This window comes from Betaproteobacteria bacterium (assembly GCA_016720855.1).
Classification (GTDB): Bacteria; Pseudomonadota; Gammaproteobacteria; order Burkholderiales; family Usitatibacteraceae; genus FEB-7.
The window spans coordinates 278,232-295,171 of the sequence record JADKJU010000001.1; the positions used below are offsets into that span (position 1 = coordinate 278,232).

Here is a 16,940-nt window from a genome sequence, read left to right on the forward strand (position 1 = left end):
CCATGAGCGGTCTCGAAATCGGCTTCGGCACCCTGGCGCTGCTGGTGGCGCTGGCGCTCGCCTTCGACTTCATGAACGGGCTGCACGACGCGGCCAATTCCATCGCGACCGTGGTGTCGACGGGCGTTCTCAAGCCCCAGCACGCAGTCGCGTTCGCGGCTGCATTCAACTTCATCGCGATCGCGGTCTTCCAGCTGAAGGTCGCGTCCACGGTGGGCAAGGGCATCGTCGATCCCGTCGTCGTCGACCAGTACGTGATCTTCGGCGCCCTCGTCGGGGCGATCGCCTGGAACGGCATCACCTGGTGGTGGGGGCTGCCGTCGAGTTCCTCGCACGCGCTCATCGGCGGCCTCATGGGGGCCGTGGTCGCCAAGGCTGGCGTGGGGCCGCTCATCGGCAGCGGGATCGGCAAGACGGTTCTCTTCATCTTCGTCTCACCTGCGCTCGGGTTCCTGCTCGGGTCGCTGCTCATGCTCGCGGTGTCCTGGGGTTCCCGCTACACGACGCCGGCGCGGATGGACCGATGGTTCCGGCGGGCGCAACTCGTGTCTGCTTCCCTCTACAGCCTGGGGCACGGGGGCAACGACGCGCAGAAGACGATCGGCATCATCTGGCTGCTTCTGATCTCCGCCGGGGTCACCGGGGCGAACGAGTCGGTGCCGGCATGGGTCATCGTGTCGTGTTACGTGTCCATCGCCATGGGGACACTCTTCGGGGGGTGGCGGATCGTGAAGACGATGGGCCAGCGCATCACCAAGCTCAAGCCCGTCGGCGGCTTCTGCGCGGAGACGGGCGGCGCCATCACGCTTTTCGTCGCGACCGGATTGGGCATCCCCGTTTCCACGACGCACACGATCACCGGTGCCATCGTCGGCGTGGGAGCCACGCGAAAGATGTCGGCGGTGCGCTGGGGCGTGGCCGGCGGGATCGTCTGGGCGTGGGTCTTCACCATTCCGGCGACGGCGTTCATCTCCGCCGTTGCGTGGTGGGCCGGCCAGTACATCCTGTAGCGGTTCAGCCGGGGTCGCCTGGCGGCCTCAGGTAGCGCGCGTCGTCGAAGGTCACCATCCAGCGCGGCTCGTACACCACGAAGATCGCGGTGAGGATTCCGGAGAGGAATGCCTCTGCCCATCCGAGCAGCAGGCCGTAAGGCAAGAACCCGGCGGCGAGGCTGTCCCACGCGGCCGTTCCGACGGCATAGTGCGCGGCAGCCGCCATGGCGACGGTGGCCACGAAGGTGGCGCCCGGCGCGAAGAACCCCGCGAGGAAGATGTAGGTGAACACGTTCCGCGGAAGCCATCGATCGGCTGCCAGGCGAAGTGCATCGAGAATCGTGACGGGCAGCCAGGCGGCCAGCAGCCACGTGGCACCGGCCCCCGCCCAGTCGCCGCCCCGCCAGAGCAACACGGCGAACACGGCCGGCGCTCCGGCCACGGCCGCCAGATCGCGCCCGAACATCAGGGCCACGAGGGGCGTGGCGAGGAGGTGAACCGCGGGGCCGCCCCCCAGCCGCGCGCAGAGCGACCAGGCCAGCGCGATGGCAAACGCGGCGCCGATCCAGCCGTGCAGGCGGAAGCCGTCGGCCAGGAGGTGCCATGGCGCGCGCCTCGCGGCCCGTGCCAGCAGGACCGCGGCGACGATGCCGGTCGTAATGGCCCAGCCGGCGGGCAGCGGGGTGCCGAGGAAGTCTATGGTGCGGTCAGGCGGCCACGAGTTCGCGCAGCACGAAGGGCAGGATGCCGCCGTGCAGGTAGTAGTCCACCTCGATGGGCGTGTCGATCCGCAGCAGCACCGGCACTTCCTTCCTCGTGCCGTCCTTGCGGTGGATGACGAGCGTCACGTCCATCTGCGGCTTGATCCCCTTCTCGAGGCCCGTGACGTCGATCGTCTCGTCGCCCTTGATGCCCAGCGACTCCGCCGAGTCCGACCCCTTGAACTGGCAGGGCAGGACCCCCATGCCGACGAGGTTGGAGCGGTGAATGCGCTCGAAGCTGCGCACCACCACGGCCTTCACGCCCAGGAGCTGCGTGCCCTTGGCTGCCCAGTCGCGCGACGACCCGGTGCCGTACTCCTCGCCGCCGAAGACGACCGTCGGCGTTCCCTCGGCCACGTACTTCATGGCGGCGTCGTAGATCGGCATCTGCTCGCCGGAGGGCTGAAACAGCGTGACGCCGCCTTCGACGCGCGTCCCGTCCGCCTTCGGAGGAAGCATCAGGTTCTTCACGCGCACGTTGGCGAACGTGCCCCGCATCATGACTTCGTGGTTGCCGCGGCGCGCGCCGTAGCTGTTGAAGTCCGCTTTCATCACGCCGTGGCCGATGAGGTACTTTCCGGCGGGGGAAGTGTCCTTGATCGATCCCGCGGGCGAGATGTGGTCCGTGGTGACGGAATCGCCGAAGATGCCCAGCAGGCGCGCCCCTTTCACGTCCTTCGCGGTGCCCGCGCTCATCCCGAACCCCTGGAAGAACGGCGGTTCGGCGATGTAGGTCGACGTGGGCCAGCTGTAAACCTGGCCCGTGGCCGAGGCGATGCCCTTCCAAAGCGGGTTGGTTTCCGCCAGGTTCGTGTACATCCGCCTGAAGACCGCGGGGTCCGTGGCGAATTTCATGAGGGACTGCACCTCATCGGAGGAGGGCCAGATGTCCTTCAGGTACACCGGGCCGTCCTTGCCCTGGCCGACGGGATCCTTGTCGAGGTCCTTGAGCACCGTGCCGGCGATCGCGAAGGCGACGACCAGCGGGGGGGAGGCGAGGAAATTGGCGCGGATGTTGGCGTGGATGCGCGCCTCGAAATTTCGGTTGCCCGAAAGGACCGCAGCGCAAACGAGGTCGTTGTCCACGACCGCCTTCTCGATCGGTTCGGCGAGCGGGCCCGCGTTGCCGATGCAGGTGGTGCACCCGTAGGCGGCGACGCTGAAACCCAGCTTCTCGAGCGAAGGCAGCAGGCCGGCCGCCGTAAGGTATTCGGTCACGACTCGCGAGCCGGGCGCGAGCGACGTCTTGATGTGGGGCTTGACGGTGAGGCCTTTCTCGACCGCCTTCCTCGCGAGCAGTCCCGCGGCGATGAGCACGCTGGGGTTCGAGGTGTTGGTGCAGGAGGTGATCGCGGCGATGAGGACGTCGCCGGAGCCCAGATCCGTCCCGTCGCCGACCTTCACGCGCCGGGCGAGGTCATCCGCCTTCTTCGAGAAGCCGTTCTGCGCGACCGGCGCGGAGAAGAGCTGCGTGAACTTCGCCTTGAGGTTGCCCAGGTCGATGCGGTCCTGCGGGCGCTTGGGGCCGGCGACCGAGGGCCGGATCGAGTCGAGGTCCAGTTGCAGCACCGCCGAATAGTCGATGTCGCCCTTCTTCGGCATGCCGAAGAGGCCCTGCGCCTTGAAGTACGCCTCGAGGGCCGAGACCTCCTCGGTGGTGCGCCCGGTATTGCGGAAGAACTCGATCGTGCGCGCGTCGACCGGGAAGAAACCCATGGTCGCGCCGTATTCGGGCGCCATGTTCGCGATGGTGGCGCGGTCGGTGACGGCGAGCGTCTCGGCGCCCTCGCCGAAGAACTCGACGAACTTGCCCACGACCTTGGCCTGGCGCAGCATTTCCGTGACCGAGAGCGCGAAGTCCGTCGCGGTCACGCCTTCGCGCAGCTTCCCGGTGATGTTCACGCCGACCACGTCGGGAGTGAGGAAATACACGGGTTGGCCGAGCATGCCCGCTTCCGCCTCGATGCCGCCCACGCCCCAGCCCACCACCCCGATGCCGTTGATCATGGTGGTATGGCTGTCGGTGCCCACGAGCGTGTCGGGGTAATACAGGCCGGCCTTCTGGAACACGCCACGCGCCAGGTACTCGAGGTTCACCTGGTGCACGATGCCGATGCCGGGGGGCACGACCTTGAAGGTGTCGAAGGCCTGCATGCCCCACTTCATGAACTCGTAGCGCTCGCGGTTGCGGCCGAACTCGAGCTTCATGTTGAGATCGAGCGCGTCGGGGCCGCCGTAATGGTCGATCTGCACCGAATGGTCCACGACGAGGTCCACGGGAACCAGGGGCTCGATCATCTTGGGATCCCTGCCCATCTTCGCGGCGACCCCGCGCATCGCGGCAAGGTCGGCCAGCAGCGGCACGCCCGTGAAATCCTGCAGCACGATCCGGGCGAGGACGAAGGGAATCTCGTCGGTGCGCGCGCCGGTCGCGCTCCAGCCTGCCAGCTGCTTCACGTGCTCCTCGCCCACCTTCTTGCCGTCCATGTTGCGCAGCACCGACTCGAGCACGATGCGGATGGAAACCGGCAGGCGCTTCACGTTGGGGAAAGTCTCGGCGAGCGCAGGCAGGGAATAGAACTGGCCGGTCTTGCCTGCGGCGGGCACGAAGGTCTTGAGGGTATTGAACGCGTTGTGGGGCATGGTCGTCTCGGCTCGTTGTCGATGGGTTTGCTGCAGGGCGGGTTACTTCTGCCCGGTCGGTCGGATCTGCACGTCGTATTCGAGGCCCTTGTCGTCGCGGCACACGCCGCCGCCGGTGCGGCCGCTGCCGCCGCGCAGCTCGCAGCGAAGCCCCGCTCCGTCGGCTGAACGCAGGAGGGCCTTGGCCTCGCCGCCCTGGGGATTGTCCATGCTGACGACACCACCCATGCCAAAGCCGCCGCCGTAACCGCCGCGACGGTAGCCGTAGCCCCCCGAAACATAGCCGGTGGTGCGGTCGGCAACGACCTCGACCCAGCTGCCGGAATAGGTGACGCCCTCGATGGTGATCGACATGCCGCCCTCCGATCCGCCGGAATCCTCGGCAAGGCCCTGGTAGAGCTTGCCGCTGTCGCGGGGCATGAGGGTGAGCTGGTAGGTCGTAGCGCAGCCGCCCAGGAGCAGGGCGGCGGCGAGCAAAAGAGATCGCATCATCGTTTCTCCGCGGGCGGGGCTCGCGACCCCGCGCCGGTCGGTCCAACCCCCATGTACTCCCTGATGCCGTGTCCGCGAGGCCCGTCCTGCGCCGGCCTTCGCTCGAATCCGCCATCAGACCATAGCGCGGGCCGGGGTGCCATTGACGGCGGTTAAGTCGGGCCTACTTGCAGCTGCCCAGGCGCTTGCCGACGACGCGCGTGCGCATCGGCTTGCCGCCCGCCTGCAGGCCGCTCGTCACGACGACAAAATCGAATGCATCTCCGCGCAGCGTGCCGGTCACGTTGCCGGTCGTCTTCATGCCATCCTGCTGGCACTGGATCTGGTAGCTCACCTTTCCGGGCGAGCGCTTCATGCCGGAGACCTTGCAGTTCGATTCGCTCTCCACACCCGTCTTCGAGAGCCCCTCGTCGATCTCCTTCTGGGTGATGCAGTCCTCGTCGACCACGGGCTTGCCGGCCATCGCGGGCAGGTCCGTCGTGGTGGTCGTCCGATAGCGTCCGGGCAGCAGGTCTTGCGCGGTCGCAGCGAGAGGCAGGGCGACGGCCAACAGTATCAGGGCGCGCATGGGGAATCCTCGGTCAGATGGCCATCAGGTCGACGAACTCGTGCACGGGGGTCGCCTGCAGCGCCTTCGCGTCCAGGCAAAGCTCGAGAATCGCCTTCTGCTGCTTCGACGGGAAGCGCCGCGCAAGGTTCACCCGGAACTTCTCCACCAGCACGGGCATGCCTTCCTTGCGGCGGCGCTTGTGGCCTATGGGGTACTCGACCACGATCTCCTTCATCGTCTTGCCGTCGCTGAACTCGACCGTGAGGGCGTTGGCGATGGAACGCTTGTCCGGGTCGTGGTAATCCCTCGTGAACTTCGGGTCCTCGACGCAAACGATGCGGTCGCGAAGCGCGTCGATGCGCGAATCCTTCGCCACCGCGTCCTCGTAGTCGCCAGCCGTGAGGCGGCCGAAGAGGATGGGCACGGCCACCATGTACTGGATGCAGTGGTCGCGGTCCGCCGGATTGTCCAGCGGACCCTTCTTGTCGATGATCCGGATGCAGGCCTCGTGCGTGCGGATGGTGATCCGCTTGATGTCCTCCGGGGCCTTGCCGGCCCTCTTCAGCTCTCCGTGGATCGTCATCGCCGCCTCCACCGCCGTCTGCGAATGGAACTCGGCGGGGAAGGAGATCTTGAAGAGGACGTTCTCCATCACGTAGCTGCCGTAGGGTCGCTGGAACTTGAAGGCGTTGCCCTTGAAGAGCACGTCGTAGAAGCCCCAGGTCTTCGCGGAGAGCACCGAGGGGTAGCCCATCTCGCCCGTCTTCGCGATGAGCGCCAGGCGCACGGCGCGGCTGGTGGCGTCGCCCGCGGCCCAGCTCTTGCGGGAGCCGGTGTTGGGGGAGTGGCGGTAGGTGCGAAGCGACTGGCCATCCACCCAGGCGAGCGAGACGGCGTTGATGATCTCGTCGCGGGAAAGCCCCAGCATCTCGGCGACGACCGCGGTGGAGGCGACCTTCACGAGCACCACGTGGTCCAGGCCCACCTTGTTGAAGCTGTTCTCGAGCGCGATGCAGCCCTGGATCTCGTGGGCCTTGATCATCGCGGTGAGTACGTCCTTCACGGTGAGGGGCTTTTTCCCCGCGGCGACCGCGTTCCTCGAGAGCCAGTCGGCCGTGGCCAGGATGCCGCCGAGGTTATCGGAGGGGTGGCCCCATTCGGCGGCGAGCCAGGTGTCGTTGAAGTCGAGCCAGCGGATCATGGCGCCGATGTTGAAGGCGGCCTTCACCGGGTCCATCTGGAACGGGGTTCCCGGAACCCTGGCGCCGTTCGGCACGACGGTGCCGGGCACGACAGGCCCGAGCATCTTCGTGCAGGCCGGGTACTCGAGGGCCTCGAAACCGCAGCCGAGGGTGTCGATGAGGCAGTAGCGGGCGGTCGTGTAGGCCTCGGCGCTTTTCACCTTGTACTTGATGACGTAGTCGGCGATGTCGACGAGGACCTTGTCGGGCTTGGGGCGGACATTGGAGATGTGGGCGGACACGGGGACGATTTCCTGTTCAGTGGGACAAAAGCGGGGGACACGGATGAACACGGATGAACACGGATAACGGCAATACGGGAGCTGGAATGTCGGGAAACGCATGCACCACGACGTTGCCCGAGCCCGATTTGCATTTATCCGTGTTCATCCGTGTTCATCCGTGTTCCTGTCTTTGGGCAACTACTTGCGCTTGTCGATCGGCACGAAGGGCAGGTTATCGGGGCCGGTGTAGTTGGCCGAAGGCCGGATGATCTTGCCGTCGATCCGCTGCTCGATCACGTGCGCACACCAGCCGGAGGTGCGGGAGATCACGAAAAGCGGCGTGAACATCGCGGTGGGCACGCCCATCATGTGGTAGCTCGTGGCGCTGTACCAGTCGAGGTTCGGGAACATCTTCTTTTCGCGCCACATCACTTCCTCGATGCGCGCCGAGATGTCGAAGAGCTTCATGTTGCCCGCCTCCGTGGAGAGCGAGCGCGCCACTTCCTTGATGACCTGGTTGCGCGGGTCGGAGATCGTGTACACCGGATGGCCGAAGCCGATGATCACCTGCTTCTCGTTCACGCGCTTCACGATGTCGGCTTCCGCCTCGTCGGGGTTGTCGTAGCGGCCGATGGTGTCGAAAGCGAACTCGTTGGCCCCGCCGTGCTTCGGGCCCTTGAGCGCGCCGATGGCGGCAGTGACCGCCGAATACATGTCCGAGCCCGTGCCGGCAACGACGCGGGCCGTGAACGTGGAGGCGTTGAACTCGTGCTCCGCATAGAGGATGAGGGAAGTGTGCATCGCGCGCACCCACAGGTCGGATGGCTTGCTCCCGTGCAGCAGGTGCAGGAAATGCCCGCCGATGGATTCGTCGTCCGTCTCCACCTCGATGCAGCGCCCGGAGTGCGAGTAGTGATACCAGTAGGCGAGCATGGAACCGAAGGAGGCCATCAACCGGTCCGCGATGTCGCGCGAGGGAGCCAGCTTGTGCTCGTCGCCTTCCGGCAGCACGGAGCCCAGCACGGAGCAGGCGGTGCGCAGGACATCCATCGGGTGCGTGGAGGCCGGGATGCACTCGAGCACGTCCTGCACCGCCGCGGGGATGCCGCGAAGCGACATGAGCTTCCTCTTGTAGGACTTGAGCTCGGTCGCGGTCGGGAGCTTGCCGTGCACCAGCAGGTGCGCGATCTCCTCGAATTCGCACTTGTCGGCCAGGTCGAGGATGTCGTAGCCGCAGTAGTGGAGGTCGTTGCCGGTGAGCCCGACGGTGCACAGAGCGGTGTTTCCGGCAGTGACGCCGGAAAGGGCCACGGACTTCTTGGCCTTCGGGGCGACGGCGGGGGCAGCGGCAGCTTCGGACATGGCGTTTCCTTTTCTACTTGGCCTTGGCGAAAAGGGCGTCGAGTTTCTGCTCGAACTCGTGGTAGCCCAGGTAGTGGTAAAGCTCCTCTCGGGTCTGCATCGTGTCCACGACCGCCTTCTGGTGGCCGTCGCGGCGAAGGCTCTGGTACACGCCCAGCGCCGCCTTGTTCATGGCGCGGAAGGCGGACAGCGGGTAGAGCGCGATCGCGACGTCGGCCGAGGCGAGTTCCTTCACCGAGAAGAGCGGGGTCTTGCCGAACTCGGTGATGTTGGCCAGGATCGGCACCTTCACGGCGGCGGCGAACTTGCGGTACATGTCGAGGTCGGTGATCGCCTCGGGAAAGATGCCGTCGGCGCCGGCTTCCACGCAGGCGCAGGCGCGGTCGATGGCCGCCTGCAGGCCCTCGACGGCCAGCGCGTCGGTGCGCGCCAAGATGAAGAAGCCCGGATCGGTCCGGGCGTCGGCCGCGCTTCTCACGCGATCGACCATTTCCTGCTGCGACACGAGCTCCTTGCCGGGGCGGTGTCCGCAGCGCTTGGCACCCACCTGGTCCTCGATGTGCAGGGCGGCGGCGCCGGCCTTGATGAGCGACTTCGTCGTGCGCGCCACGTTGAACGCGCTCGAGCCGAAGCCCGTGTCCACGTCCACCAGGAGCGGCAGGTCGCACACGTCGGTGATGCGGCGCACGTCGGTCAGCACGTCATCGAGGCTGGAGATGCCCAGGTCCGGCACGCCCAGCGAGCCGGCCGCGACGCCGCCGCCGGAAAGGTAGATCGCCTTGAAGCCCGAGGCCTTGGCGAGCGTGGCGTGATAGGCGCAGATGGCGCCGGGCACCTGCAGCGGCTTTTCTTCCTTCAGGGCGGCGCGGAACCTGGCGCCGGGGGTCAACAGGGTCATCTCGGTGTTCTCTCGGGGGCAGGTTGCGCTTCGGTGAGGGCGGAAAGGGTTGGGGGGGCGTCGTGGTGCGGACGGTGCGACCCGCCCCGTCAGTCGAAGAAAGCGCGCGCCGCGTCCTCGGGCATCTTCACGCCGGTGATCCGGGCCTTTTGCAGGAGCTCCCAGAAATAGCGGTAAGTGGCGCGGTCGTGCAGCTCGCCCTCGAACTGGATCGGCCCCCAGCTCGCCTTCTGGGCTTCCAGCAGGATGGCTCCCGCGGTCGCGACTTCGTTGAGATCGGGCTTCATCGCATCGACGATGGGCTGGACCTGCGAGGGATGGATGCTCCACATGCGCAGGAACCCGAAGTCGCTGCGCGCGCGCCAGGCGTCGCGGAACACGTTGTAGGCGTTCTTCAGGTCCAGCGACACGTTGTGCGCCGGCACCACGCCGTGCGCCAGCGCCGCGGCCACGACGTCCGTCTTGGCGCGGGCGACGAGCGGATGCTCGAACTGGCCCGGGGAGCGCATGTTGGCGGCGTGAATGGCGCCGTGGTGGCCGCTCACGAAGTCCATGAGCCCGAAATCGAGCACCTGCACGCCCGGAAGCTGCGCGATTTCCCAGGCATCATGCAGCGCGCCGTGCGTCTCGATCAGCACGTGCACGGGAATCTCGCGCTTCACCTTCCTGCGCTTGGCCACCGCCTGGATGGTGAAGATCATTTCCTCGGCCTGCGCCACCGAGGTGCACTTCGGGATCGTCACGTAGGCGATCACCTTGCCGGCGCCGCCCACGAGGATGTCGATGTCCTTCTTCCAGTGCGGGTGCGTGTAGTCGTGGATGCGCGCTCCGGCCATCGCGAACCGGTTGGCGGGGGAGTGCAGCACATCAACGATCATCTCGGCGTGCTGCTTCTCGCGGCCGGTCTCGGCCCCGTCCTCGCAGTCGCAAGTGATGTCGAAGACGGCCCCCAGCTTCTCCTGCAGGTCGAGCGCCTTGGTGATGAGCCTCTCGGACCCCGCGAAATGCTCGCAGGCGGGAATCACCGGGAAGGGCTTCTCGCCGGCGAAGAGGGCGTCCTTGGGGTGACGGGGAGCGGGCATGGTGTCCTCCGGATGGAAATTCGTATTCTAGGCGCTAGCGATTGCGCGGGACGAGAAGGGAGAGGTCGAGGTCCAGGACCACGGCCGGATCCTTCGCGCCCGGGGCAGGGGTCGCCAGCTGCGCGAGCTTCGTGTTCCTGGCGCCCAGCATCCGCACGCGCAGCGCCCCGACGTCGCCGCGACCGGGAATTTCGTCTCGGGACAGGATGATGGAGCGCGCCACGATCGTGTCGCCGGCAAAGGTCGGGTTCGCATGCGTGCCGCCGTGGATGGCAGCGATGGCGAAGGCGTTGCCCAGGCCGTCGTGGGAGAGCGCGCGGCAAAGCGAGATCACGTGGCCGCCGTACACCAGGCGCTTGCCGAACTGGTTTTCGCGTGCGGCGAAGGCATCGAAGTGGACGCGCGCCGTGTTCTGGTACAGGCGCGTGGCGAGCATGTGGTCGGCCTCCTCGATCGTCATCGCGCCGGGATGGTCGATGGATTCGCCGGCCGAGTAATCGTCCCAGAGACGCCCGCTTCCGGTGGCCTTCGGATCGAGCGCGCCGGGCGTGAGGGATGCGGATACCGCGAGGCTCGAGGTGGGGATTTCGCGCGGCAGGTCCGGCACGACGGCGGCCGGCGCCGGGGCATCGGGATTGCCTTTCGCAACCATGACCCATCGCGCCCAGGTGAGGACCTCGGTGCCGTGCTGGTTGAAGGCGCGAGAGCGCACGTAAAGGACGCCGCTCGTGCCGCTGGAATTCTGCTTGAGCCCGATCACCTCGCTTGCAGCCGCGATCGTGTCGCCGGGGTACACGGGTTCGAGAAAGCGCACGTCGGCGTACCCGAGATTGGCGACGGCGTTGTACGAGACGTCGTGCACGGTCTTGCCGAACGCGATGTGGAACACCAGCAGGTCGTCGAGCGGCACGGCGCGATGCCCCAGCGCGGCAGCGACGGGTGCGGCGCAGTGCACGGGGTTCCTCGAGCCGGTGAGGGCGAGATAGAGTGCGCAGTCGCCTGCGGTGACGGTGCGCGGGGTCGCATGGACTAGGCGCTGGCCGAGCGCGTAGTCCTCGAAGAAGTATCCGGCCAGCGGCCGCGCGACCGGGGGGGGCATCGCTTACTGGCCCGCTTCGAGCTGCTGGATCATTTCCGCGAGCGCGAGGAGCCGGCGCGCGGCCTTGAGGTGGTGGCCTTCGATGAGGCGGCCGTTCACGACCACCACGCCGCGCCCCTCGCGATGCGCGTCCTCGAGCGCCTGGATCAGTTCCGTGGCCGCGGCGAGGTCGTGCGGCTTGGGCGTGAAGGCGTCATTGCAGTAGGGGAGCTGGAAGGGGTGCACGAGGCTCTTGCCGTCGAAGCCCAGGTCGCGGGCGAGCCGGCAGGCAAACTCGAAGGACTGCATGTCCTTCAGGTCCGTGGAAATGCCGTCCACCACGGAGCGGTCGAACGCGCGCGCGGCGAGGAGCACGCGCGACAGGGAATATTGCAGGGCGATCCGGTCGGGCGTGCGCCGCGCGTGCAATTGCGTGATGAGGTCGGAGGTCGCCATCACGACGCAGGCGATCCGGTCGGAGGCGCCGGCGATTTCCTCCGCGCGCAGGACCGCGAGCGGGCTTTCGATCATCACCATGATGGGCAGGTGCCTGCCGCCGGCGGCGTCGAGCGCCGCCAGGGCCTGCAGCACATCGGCCTTCGATTCGACGTTGGGGAAGAGGATCGCGTCGGCGCCGATCGCGGCCACGGCCTTCACGTCGTCCTCGCCCCAGGGGGAGTCGAGGTCGTTCACGCGCACCACCACTTCACGTCGCCCGAAGCCCCCGCTGAGCACCGCCTCGACCACGTTCCGGCGCGATTCCACTTTTGCCTCGACGAGAATCGGGTCGCCCAGGTCGAGGATCACCGAATCGACCTTGAGGGTGCGTGATTTGTTGAGGTAGCGCGTGCTGCACCCGGGCACGTAGAGCATCGAGCGGCGCGGGCGGAAATAGGGGGTCATGGCGGCAAGTCTCTGATTTGGCGGGAAAAGCGCAATTGCCGTCCCCGGTTTCCCGCAGGGCGGAAGCGCTTGCTGCTGCGCAGCATGCTACGCCGCGCCCGCGCGGGGTGTCAACAAGACTTGTATCTTATATAAGACAAAGGAGGGGCCGGCCTGTGCTAGGATTTATCGCATGTCCGAAGCGCATCCGCCGCCGTCCTTCCGGCCGCTCTACGAGCAGATCAAGATCCTCATCACCCAGAGCCTGGTGGCGGGGGAATGGAAGCCGGGCGAGGCGATCCCGTCCGAAATGGAATTCGCCGCCCGCTACCGCGTGAGCCAGGGCACGGTGAGGAAGGCCATCGACGAGCTGGCTTCCGAGCACATCCTCGTGCGCCGCCAGGGCAAGGGCACGTTCGTTGCCTCCCACAGCGAGCCTTCCTACCAATACCGGTTCCTTCGCGTGATGCCCGACAGCGGGCAGAAGCTCACGCCGCACAACGTGCTTGTCGACGTGCGCAAGGGCAAGGCGAGCGCCGAGATCGCCCGCGCGCTGGCGGTCAAGGCGGGCTCTGCGGTCCAGGTGATCAAGCGACTCCTGGAATTCCAGGGCCGGCCGGTGATCCTGGACGAGATCGTCCTGGCGGCCAGCCGCTTTCCCGGGCTCACCGTGCCCAAGCTCGAGGTGTACAAGGGTTCGATGTACAGCTTCTACGAATCGGTCTACGGGCTGCGCATGATCCGGGCCGAGGAACGCATCCGGGCCGTCCCGGCCGAGGAGCCCGTGGCCGCGCAGTTGCGGGTGCCCCCGGGCACGCCGCTGCTTTGCGTCGATCGCATCGCGTTCACCTACGGCGACATGCCCGTGGAATGGCGCCGGGGACTGTGCCTCACCGAGGGATTCTCGTACTTCAACGAACTCGCGTGAGACGCGCTCCCGGCACCCGGTAAAACCCGGATTCCGGGGCACGCAGCAGGGACTTTCGATTGTGCGGTTGCAGCAAATCCACGGTAGAATCGCCGGGATTTCAGCGTAGCGGGAAGCGATCGGGGACAGACCCCGATCAGTGCTCGAGCGCGACCGCCAGGTGAAGGCAGGAAACGTTGATCGGGGTTTGTCCCCAGTTCTGTCCAGGATCCAGCAATGACAACTGCGCCCAAGCAGAGGCCGAAGTACTACGATCTGAACCTCGCGCACCTGCCTGTACCGGGGCTTGTCTCCATATTCCACCGAATCTCCGGCGCGCTGCTCTTCTTTCCCGTCATTCCCGCCTTGCTCTACTTGATGCAGGCGACCCTCGGCACGGAAGCCGGCTGGCTGCGCTGGAAGGGCGCGCTTGCGGACCCGATGGCCAAGGCGATCCTCGTCGCCTTCGTCTGGCTCTACGCGCACCATTTCTTCGCCGGCATCCGCTACCTGCTGCTCGATCTGCATGTGGGGATCGCGAGGGAGCCGGCGCGCGCCTCCGCCCGGCTCGTTTTCGGGCTGGGCGCCGTGGCCACGCTGCTCATCGCGTGGAGGCTCTGGTAATGGCCAGCGCGAAGAACCCCGTCGGCGCGCACTACGGGCTCGGTGCCTGGCTGCTGCAGCGCCTCACCGCCGTGCTCATGGCGGCCTGGACGGTCTTCATGCTGGCGCTCGTCCTGTGGAGCCCGCCGGCAAGCTACTCGGACTGGAAGGCGATGTTCTCGGGCTCCTTCGTACGCCTGGCCACGATGCTCTTCTTCCTGGCGCTCCTCTACCACGCCTGGGTGGGCGTGCGCGACATCGTCATGGACTACGTGAAGCCCACGGGACTGCGCCTGGCGCTGCAGACGCTCGCGGGAACGGCGCTCGTGTTCTACCTCGTGTGGTCCGTTTCAATCCTCTGGGGCAGGTGACGCGATGGCGATTGCGGTTCGCAAGTTCGATGCGGTGATCGTGGGGGCCGGCGGCTCGGGCCTGCGCGCCGCGCTGGAGCTTTCCAACACCGGCCTCAGGGTCGCGGTGCTGTCGAAGGTCTTCCCGACACGCTCGCACACGGTGGCCGCGCAAGGCGGGGTGGGTGCCGCGCTCGGCAACATGGGCGAGGACAACTGGCACTGGCACATGTACGACACCATCAAGGGCTCGGACTGGCTGGGCGACCAGGATGCGATCGAGTTCATGTGCCGCATGGCCCCCGAAGTGGTGATCGAGCTCGAGCACTTCGGCATGCCCTTCGACCGCAACGAGAACGGCACGATCTACCAGCGTCCCTTCGGCGGCCACACGCAGAATTTCGGCGAACGCCCCGTGCAGCGCTCGTGCTGCGCGGCGGACCGCACCGGCCACGCGATGCTGCATACGCTCTACCAGCGCAATGTCCTGGCGAAGACGCAGTTCTTCGTCGAGTGGATGGCGCTCGACCTCGTGCGCGATGCCGACGGCACGGTGCTGGGGGTGACGGCCCTGGAGATGGAGACGGGGGACGTCGTCCTCTTCCAGGGCAAGGCGACACTCTTCGCGACCGGGGGAGCAGGGCGCATCTTTTCCTCGTCCACGAATGCCTTCATCAACACGGGCGACGGCCTGGGCATGGCCGCGCGCGCCGGCATTCCGCTCGAGGACATGGAGTTCTGGCAGTTCCATCCCACGGGGGTTGCCGGCGCGGGCGTGCTCATCACGGAGGGCGTCCGGGGCGAGGGCGGGATCCTGCTCAACAAGAGCGGCGAGCGCTTCATGGAGCGCTACGCGCCGACCATGAAGGACCTCGCCTCGCGCGACGTGGTGTCGCGCGCCATGGCCACCGAGATCAAGGAAGGGCGGGGCGCGGGAGAGCATGCCGACTACATCCTGCTCAAGCTCGACCACCTCGGGCCCGAGGTCATCGACAAGCGCCTGCCGGGCATCCGCGAGATCGCCCTCAAGTTCGCCAACGTCGATTGCGCGAAGGACCCGATACCGGTCGTTCCGACCGCCCACTACCAGATGGGCGGTATTCCCTCCAATTACCGCGGCGAGGTCGTCGTGCCGATGGGCGGAAATCCGGCCGCGGCCGTGGCCGGGCTGTACGCCGCGGGCGAGTGCGGCTGCGCCTCGATCCACGGCGCCAACCGCCTGGGGACGAACTCGCTCACCGACCTGCTGGTGATGGGCAAGAGTGCGGGCCTGAGCATGACGGAATTCATCCGCACGCAGGGCGCCGCGCATCGGGTGCTGCCGCGCGATGCCGGGGACCGATCGATCGCCCGCCTGGCACGACTCGACGCGCAGGAGGGGGGCGAGGACGTCTCCGCCGTCCGCGACGAGATCCAGCGCACGATGCAGGCGCACTGCGGCGTGTTCCGCTTTCCGGACCTCATGCACCAGGGCGTCGAGAAGATCCGCGCGCTGGGCGGGCGGATGGCGCGAACGCAGGTCAAGGACAAGTCGAAGGTCTTCAACACCGCCCGCATCGAGGCCCTCGAACTCGACAACCTTTACGAAGTCGCGCGCGCGGCCATGGTCTGCGCCGAGGCGCGCAAGGAATCGCGCGGGGCGCACGACCGCGCGGATTTCCACGCGCGCGACGACCAGAACTGGCTCAAGCACTCCCTCTGGTACAAGGAGGGCGACCGCCTCGACTACAAGGCGGTGAACCTGAAGCCCCTCTCGGTGGATTCCATCGAGCCCAAGGCGCGGGTGTATTGATGGGATCGGGTTGCGCCAGGATCGAATGGGGACGGGTTGCGCCATGGCAAGAGTCCCGCTGACCGAATTCGCGATACTCCCTTGACCGGACAACCTGTCTCCACGAGATTTCCACGCAACCCGTTCCCATGAAATTCAGAATCCAGCGCTACGACCCGGACAAGGACGCCCGTCCCTATTTCCAGGATTACGACGTGGCCATGGGCCCGGCGGACCGGATGCTCCTCGACGCGCTGGTGCGCATCAAGTCCATCGACGACACCCTGTCGCTTCGCCGGTCCTGCCGCGAAGGCGTGTGCGGGTCGGATGCGATGAACATCAACGGCAAGAACGGACTGGCGTGCATCACGAAACTGGCCGACCTTGCGGAGCCGGTGGTCATCAAGGCGCTGCCGGGGCTGCCGATCATCCGCGACCTGATCGTGGACATGACGCTGTTCTTCGACCAGTACCACTCGGTGAAGCCCTGGGTCATCGACAATGCCCCCATGCCGGAGAAGGAACGGATGCAATCGCCCGAGGAGCGCGCCGAGCTCGACGGGCTTTACGAATGCATCCTCTGCGCCTGCTGCTCGACCTCGTGCCCGTCCTTCTGGTGGAACCCGGACAAGTTCGTCGGGCCAGCGGGGCTCCTCAACGCCTACCGCTTCATCGCGGACAGCCGCGACCAGGCCCTGAACGAGCGTCTCGACGACCTCGAGGATCCCTACCGGCTGTTCCGCTGCCACAGCATCATGAATTGTGTCGATGTCTGCCCGAAGGGGCTCAATCCGACGCTTGCCATCGGCAGGATCAAGGAATTGATGGTCCGCCGGGCCGTATAGGGAATCGAAGCCGTGCACTCGCGAGAGATGGAACGGCTCAAGTGGCGCAGCCGCCGCGGGTTGCTCGAGCTCGATATCGTGCTCACGCGCTTCTGGTCGGAATGCGGGGAAGAGCTGGACGATTCGGACGCGGGGCGGCTTGCGAAACTGCTGGCCATGCCGGACAACGATCTTCTCGACCTGGTGATGGGGCGGCGATCATGCCCCGATCCGGCCCTGCAACCGCTTTTGCAACGACTGAAGGCCGCCTGAGGCGGCC

Annotated in this window: 17 protein-coding genes; 7 read left to right on the forward strand and 10 right to left on the reverse strand. The window is 66.7% G+C overall.

What is annotated here, in order from left to right; genetic code table 11:
- Positions 1-2: 2 nt before the first annotated feature.
- Positions 3-1,010 (forward strand): inorganic phosphate transporter, encoded by a 1,008-nt coding sequence (locus tag IPP91_01185; GenBank protein MBL0140696.1) that lies wholly within the window; start codon positions 3-5, stop codon positions 1,008-1,010.
- A gap of 4 nt (positions 1,011-1,014) precedes the next feature.
- Here IPP91_01185 and IPP91_01190 read toward each other — a convergent pair whose 3' ends face one another.
- The 10 genes from IPP91_01190 to IPP91_01235 form a co-directional block, all read right to left on the reverse strand.
- Positions 1,015-1,692: an energy-coupling factor ABC transporter permease gene (locus IPP91_01190; GenBank protein MBL0140697.1), complete on the reverse strand. Its 678-nt coding sequence runs from the start codon at positions 1,690-1,692 to the stop codon at positions 1,015-1,017.
- A gap of 7 nt (positions 1,693-1,699) precedes the next feature.
- Entirely contained in the window at positions 1,700-4,396 is a 2,697-nt protein-coding gene (gene acnA / locus IPP91_01195; protein ID MBL0140698.1) for an aconitate hydratase AcnA, read from the reverse strand.
- A gap of 42 nt (positions 4,397-4,438) precedes the next feature.
- On the reverse strand, positions 4,439-4,888 hold the full coding sequence (locus tag IPP91_01200; protein MBL0140699.1) for a hypothetical protein: 450 nt from the start codon (positions 4,886-4,888) through the stop codon (positions 4,439-4,441).
- Between the two features lie 163 nt (positions 4,889-5,051).
- Positions 5,052-5,456: a DUF3617 family protein gene (locus IPP91_01205; protein MBL0140700.1), complete on the reverse strand. Its 405-nt coding sequence runs from the start codon at positions 5,454-5,456 to the stop codon at positions 5,052-5,054.
- A gap of 13 nt (positions 5,457-5,469) precedes the next feature.
- Positions 5,470-6,921 carry a bifunctional 2-methylcitrate dehydratase/aconitate hydratase gene (locus tag IPP91_01210; GenBank protein MBL0140701.1) on the reverse strand — a complete coding sequence of 484 codons (1,452 nt, stop codon included), beginning with the start codon at positions 6,919-6,921 and terminating at the stop codon, positions 5,470-5,472.
- Positions 6,922-7,101: 180 nt separating this feature from the next.
- Positions 7,102-8,265: a 2-methylcitrate synthase gene (gene prpC, locus IPP91_01215; GenBank protein ID MBL0140702.1), complete on the reverse strand. Its 1,164-nt coding sequence runs from the start codon at positions 8,263-8,265 to the stop codon at positions 7,102-7,104.
- 13 nt (positions 8,266-8,278) lie between these two features.
- Positions 8,279-9,163, reverse strand: a complete 885-nt coding sequence (gene prpB / locus IPP91_01220) for a methylisocitrate lyase (protein ID MBL0140703.1) — start codon at positions 9,161-9,163, stop codon at positions 8,279-8,281.
- A gap of 89 nt (positions 9,164-9,252) precedes the next feature.
- Positions 9,253-10,245, reverse strand: coding sequence for a CoA ester lyase (locus IPP91_01225; protein ID MBL0140704.1), 993 nt, complete (start codon positions 10,243-10,245; stop codon positions 9,253-9,255).
- A gap of 34 nt (positions 10,246-10,279) precedes the next feature.
- Complete coding sequence (locus IPP91_01230; protein MBL0140705.1) at positions 10,280-11,344, reverse strand: MaoC family dehydratase; 1,065 nt, start codon at positions 11,342-11,344, stop codon at positions 10,280-10,282.
- A gap of 3 nt (positions 11,345-11,347) precedes the next feature.
- Positions 11,348-12,226 carry a CoA ester lyase gene (locus IPP91_01235; GenBank protein ID MBL0140706.1) on the reverse strand — a complete coding sequence of 293 codons (879 nt, stop codon included), beginning with the start codon at positions 12,224-12,226 and terminating at the stop codon, positions 11,348-11,350.
- A gap of 172 nt (positions 12,227-12,398) precedes the next feature.
- On the opposite strand from IPP91_01235, the gene IPP91_01240 reads away from it, so the two are divergent.
- From IPP91_01240 to IPP91_01265, 6 genes are all read left to right on the forward strand, one after another.
- Positions 12,399-13,133: a GntR family transcriptional regulator gene (locus IPP91_01240; protein ID MBL0140707.1), complete on the forward strand. Its 735-nt coding sequence runs from the start codon at positions 12,399-12,401 to the stop codon at positions 13,131-13,133.
- 216 nt (positions 13,134-13,349) lie between these two features.
- Complete coding sequence (gene sdhC / locus IPP91_01245) at positions 13,350-13,736, forward strand: succinate dehydrogenase, cytochrome b556 subunit (protein ID MBL0140708.1); 387 nt, start codon at positions 13,350-13,352, stop codon at positions 13,734-13,736.
- Positions 13,736-14,086 carry a succinate dehydrogenase, hydrophobic membrane anchor protein gene (gene sdhD, locus IPP91_01250; protein MBL0140709.1) on the forward strand — a complete coding sequence of 117 codons (351 nt, stop codon included), beginning with the start codon at positions 13,736-13,738 and terminating at the stop codon, positions 14,084-14,086. Before sdhC ends, sdhD begins: the two co-directional genes overlap by 1 nt.
- A gap of 4 nt (positions 14,087-14,090) precedes the next feature.
- Positions 14,091-15,857, forward strand: a complete 1,767-nt coding sequence (locus IPP91_01255; protein MBL0140710.1) for a succinate dehydrogenase flavoprotein subunit — start codon at positions 14,091-14,093, stop codon at positions 15,855-15,857.
- A 128-nt stretch (positions 15,858-15,985) separates the two neighbouring features.
- Positions 15,986-16,681: a succinate dehydrogenase iron-sulfur subunit gene (locus IPP91_01260; GenBank protein MBL0140711.1), complete on the forward strand. Its 696-nt coding sequence runs from the start codon at positions 15,986-15,988 to the stop codon at positions 16,679-16,681.
- 27 nt (positions 16,682-16,708) lie between these two features.
- A complete protein-coding gene (locus IPP91_01265; protein MBL0140712.1) occupies positions 16,709-16,933 on the forward strand; it encodes a succinate dehydrogenase assembly factor 2 in 225 nt (74 codons plus the stop codon).
- Positions 16,934-16,940: the final 7 nt, after the last annotated feature.

Coding starts and splice junctions, on each gene's coding strand:
- IPP91_01235 (MBL0140706.1), bottom strand. CDS start 12,226: ATGACCCCCTATTTCCGCCCGCGCCGCTCGATGCTCTACGTGCCCGGG.
- IPP91_01205 (MBL0140700.1), bottom strand. CDS start 5,456: ATGCGCGCCCTGATACTGTTGGCCGTCGCCCTGCCTCTCGCTGCGACC.
- prpC (MBL0140702.1), bottom strand. CDS start 8,265: ATGTCCGAAGCTGCCGCTGCCCCCGCCGTCGCCCCGAAGGCCAAGAAG.
- IPP91_01225 (MBL0140704.1), bottom strand. CDS start 10,245: ATGCCCGCTCCCCGTCACCCCAAGGACGCCCTCTTCGCCGGCGAGAAG.
- sdhD (MBL0140709.1), top strand. CDS start 13,736: ATGGCCAGCGCGAAGAACCCCGTCGGCGCGCACTACGGGCTCGGTGCC.
- IPP91_01265 (MBL0140712.1), top strand. CDS start 16,709: ATGGAACGGCTCAAGTGGCGCAGCCGCCGCGGGTTGCTCGAGCTCGAT.
- IPP91_01185 (MBL0140696.1), top strand. CDS start 3: ATGAGCGGTCTCGAAATCGGCTTCGGCACCCTGGCGCTGCTGGTGGCG.
- IPP91_01200 (MBL0140699.1), bottom strand. CDS start 4,888: ATGATGCGATCTCTTTTGCTCGCCGCCGCCCTGCTCCTGGGCGGCTGC.
- IPP91_01260 (MBL0140711.1), top strand. CDS start 15,986: ATGAAATTCAGAATCCAGCGCTACGACCCGGACAAGGACGCCCGTCCC.
- acnA (MBL0140698.1), bottom strand. CDS start 4,396: ATGCCCCACAACGCGTTCAATACCCTCAAGACCTTCGTGCCCGCCGCA.
- IPP91_01255 (MBL0140710.1), top strand. CDS start 14,091: ATGGCGATTGCGGTTCGCAAGTTCGATGCGGTGATCGTGGGGGCCGGC.
- sdhC (MBL0140708.1), top strand. CDS start 13,350: ATGACAACTGCGCCCAAGCAGAGGCCGAAGTACTACGATCTGAACCTC.
- prpB (MBL0140703.1), bottom strand. CDS start 9,163: ATGACCCTGTTGACCCCCGGCGCCAGGTTCCGCGCCGCCCTGAAGGAA.
- IPP91_01230 (MBL0140705.1), bottom strand. CDS start 11,344: ATGCCCCCCCCGGTCGCGCGGCCGCTGGCCGGATACTTCTTCGAGGAC.
- IPP91_01240 (MBL0140707.1), top strand. CDS start 12,399: ATGTCCGAAGCGCATCCGCCGCCGTCCTTCCGGCCGCTCTACGAGCAG.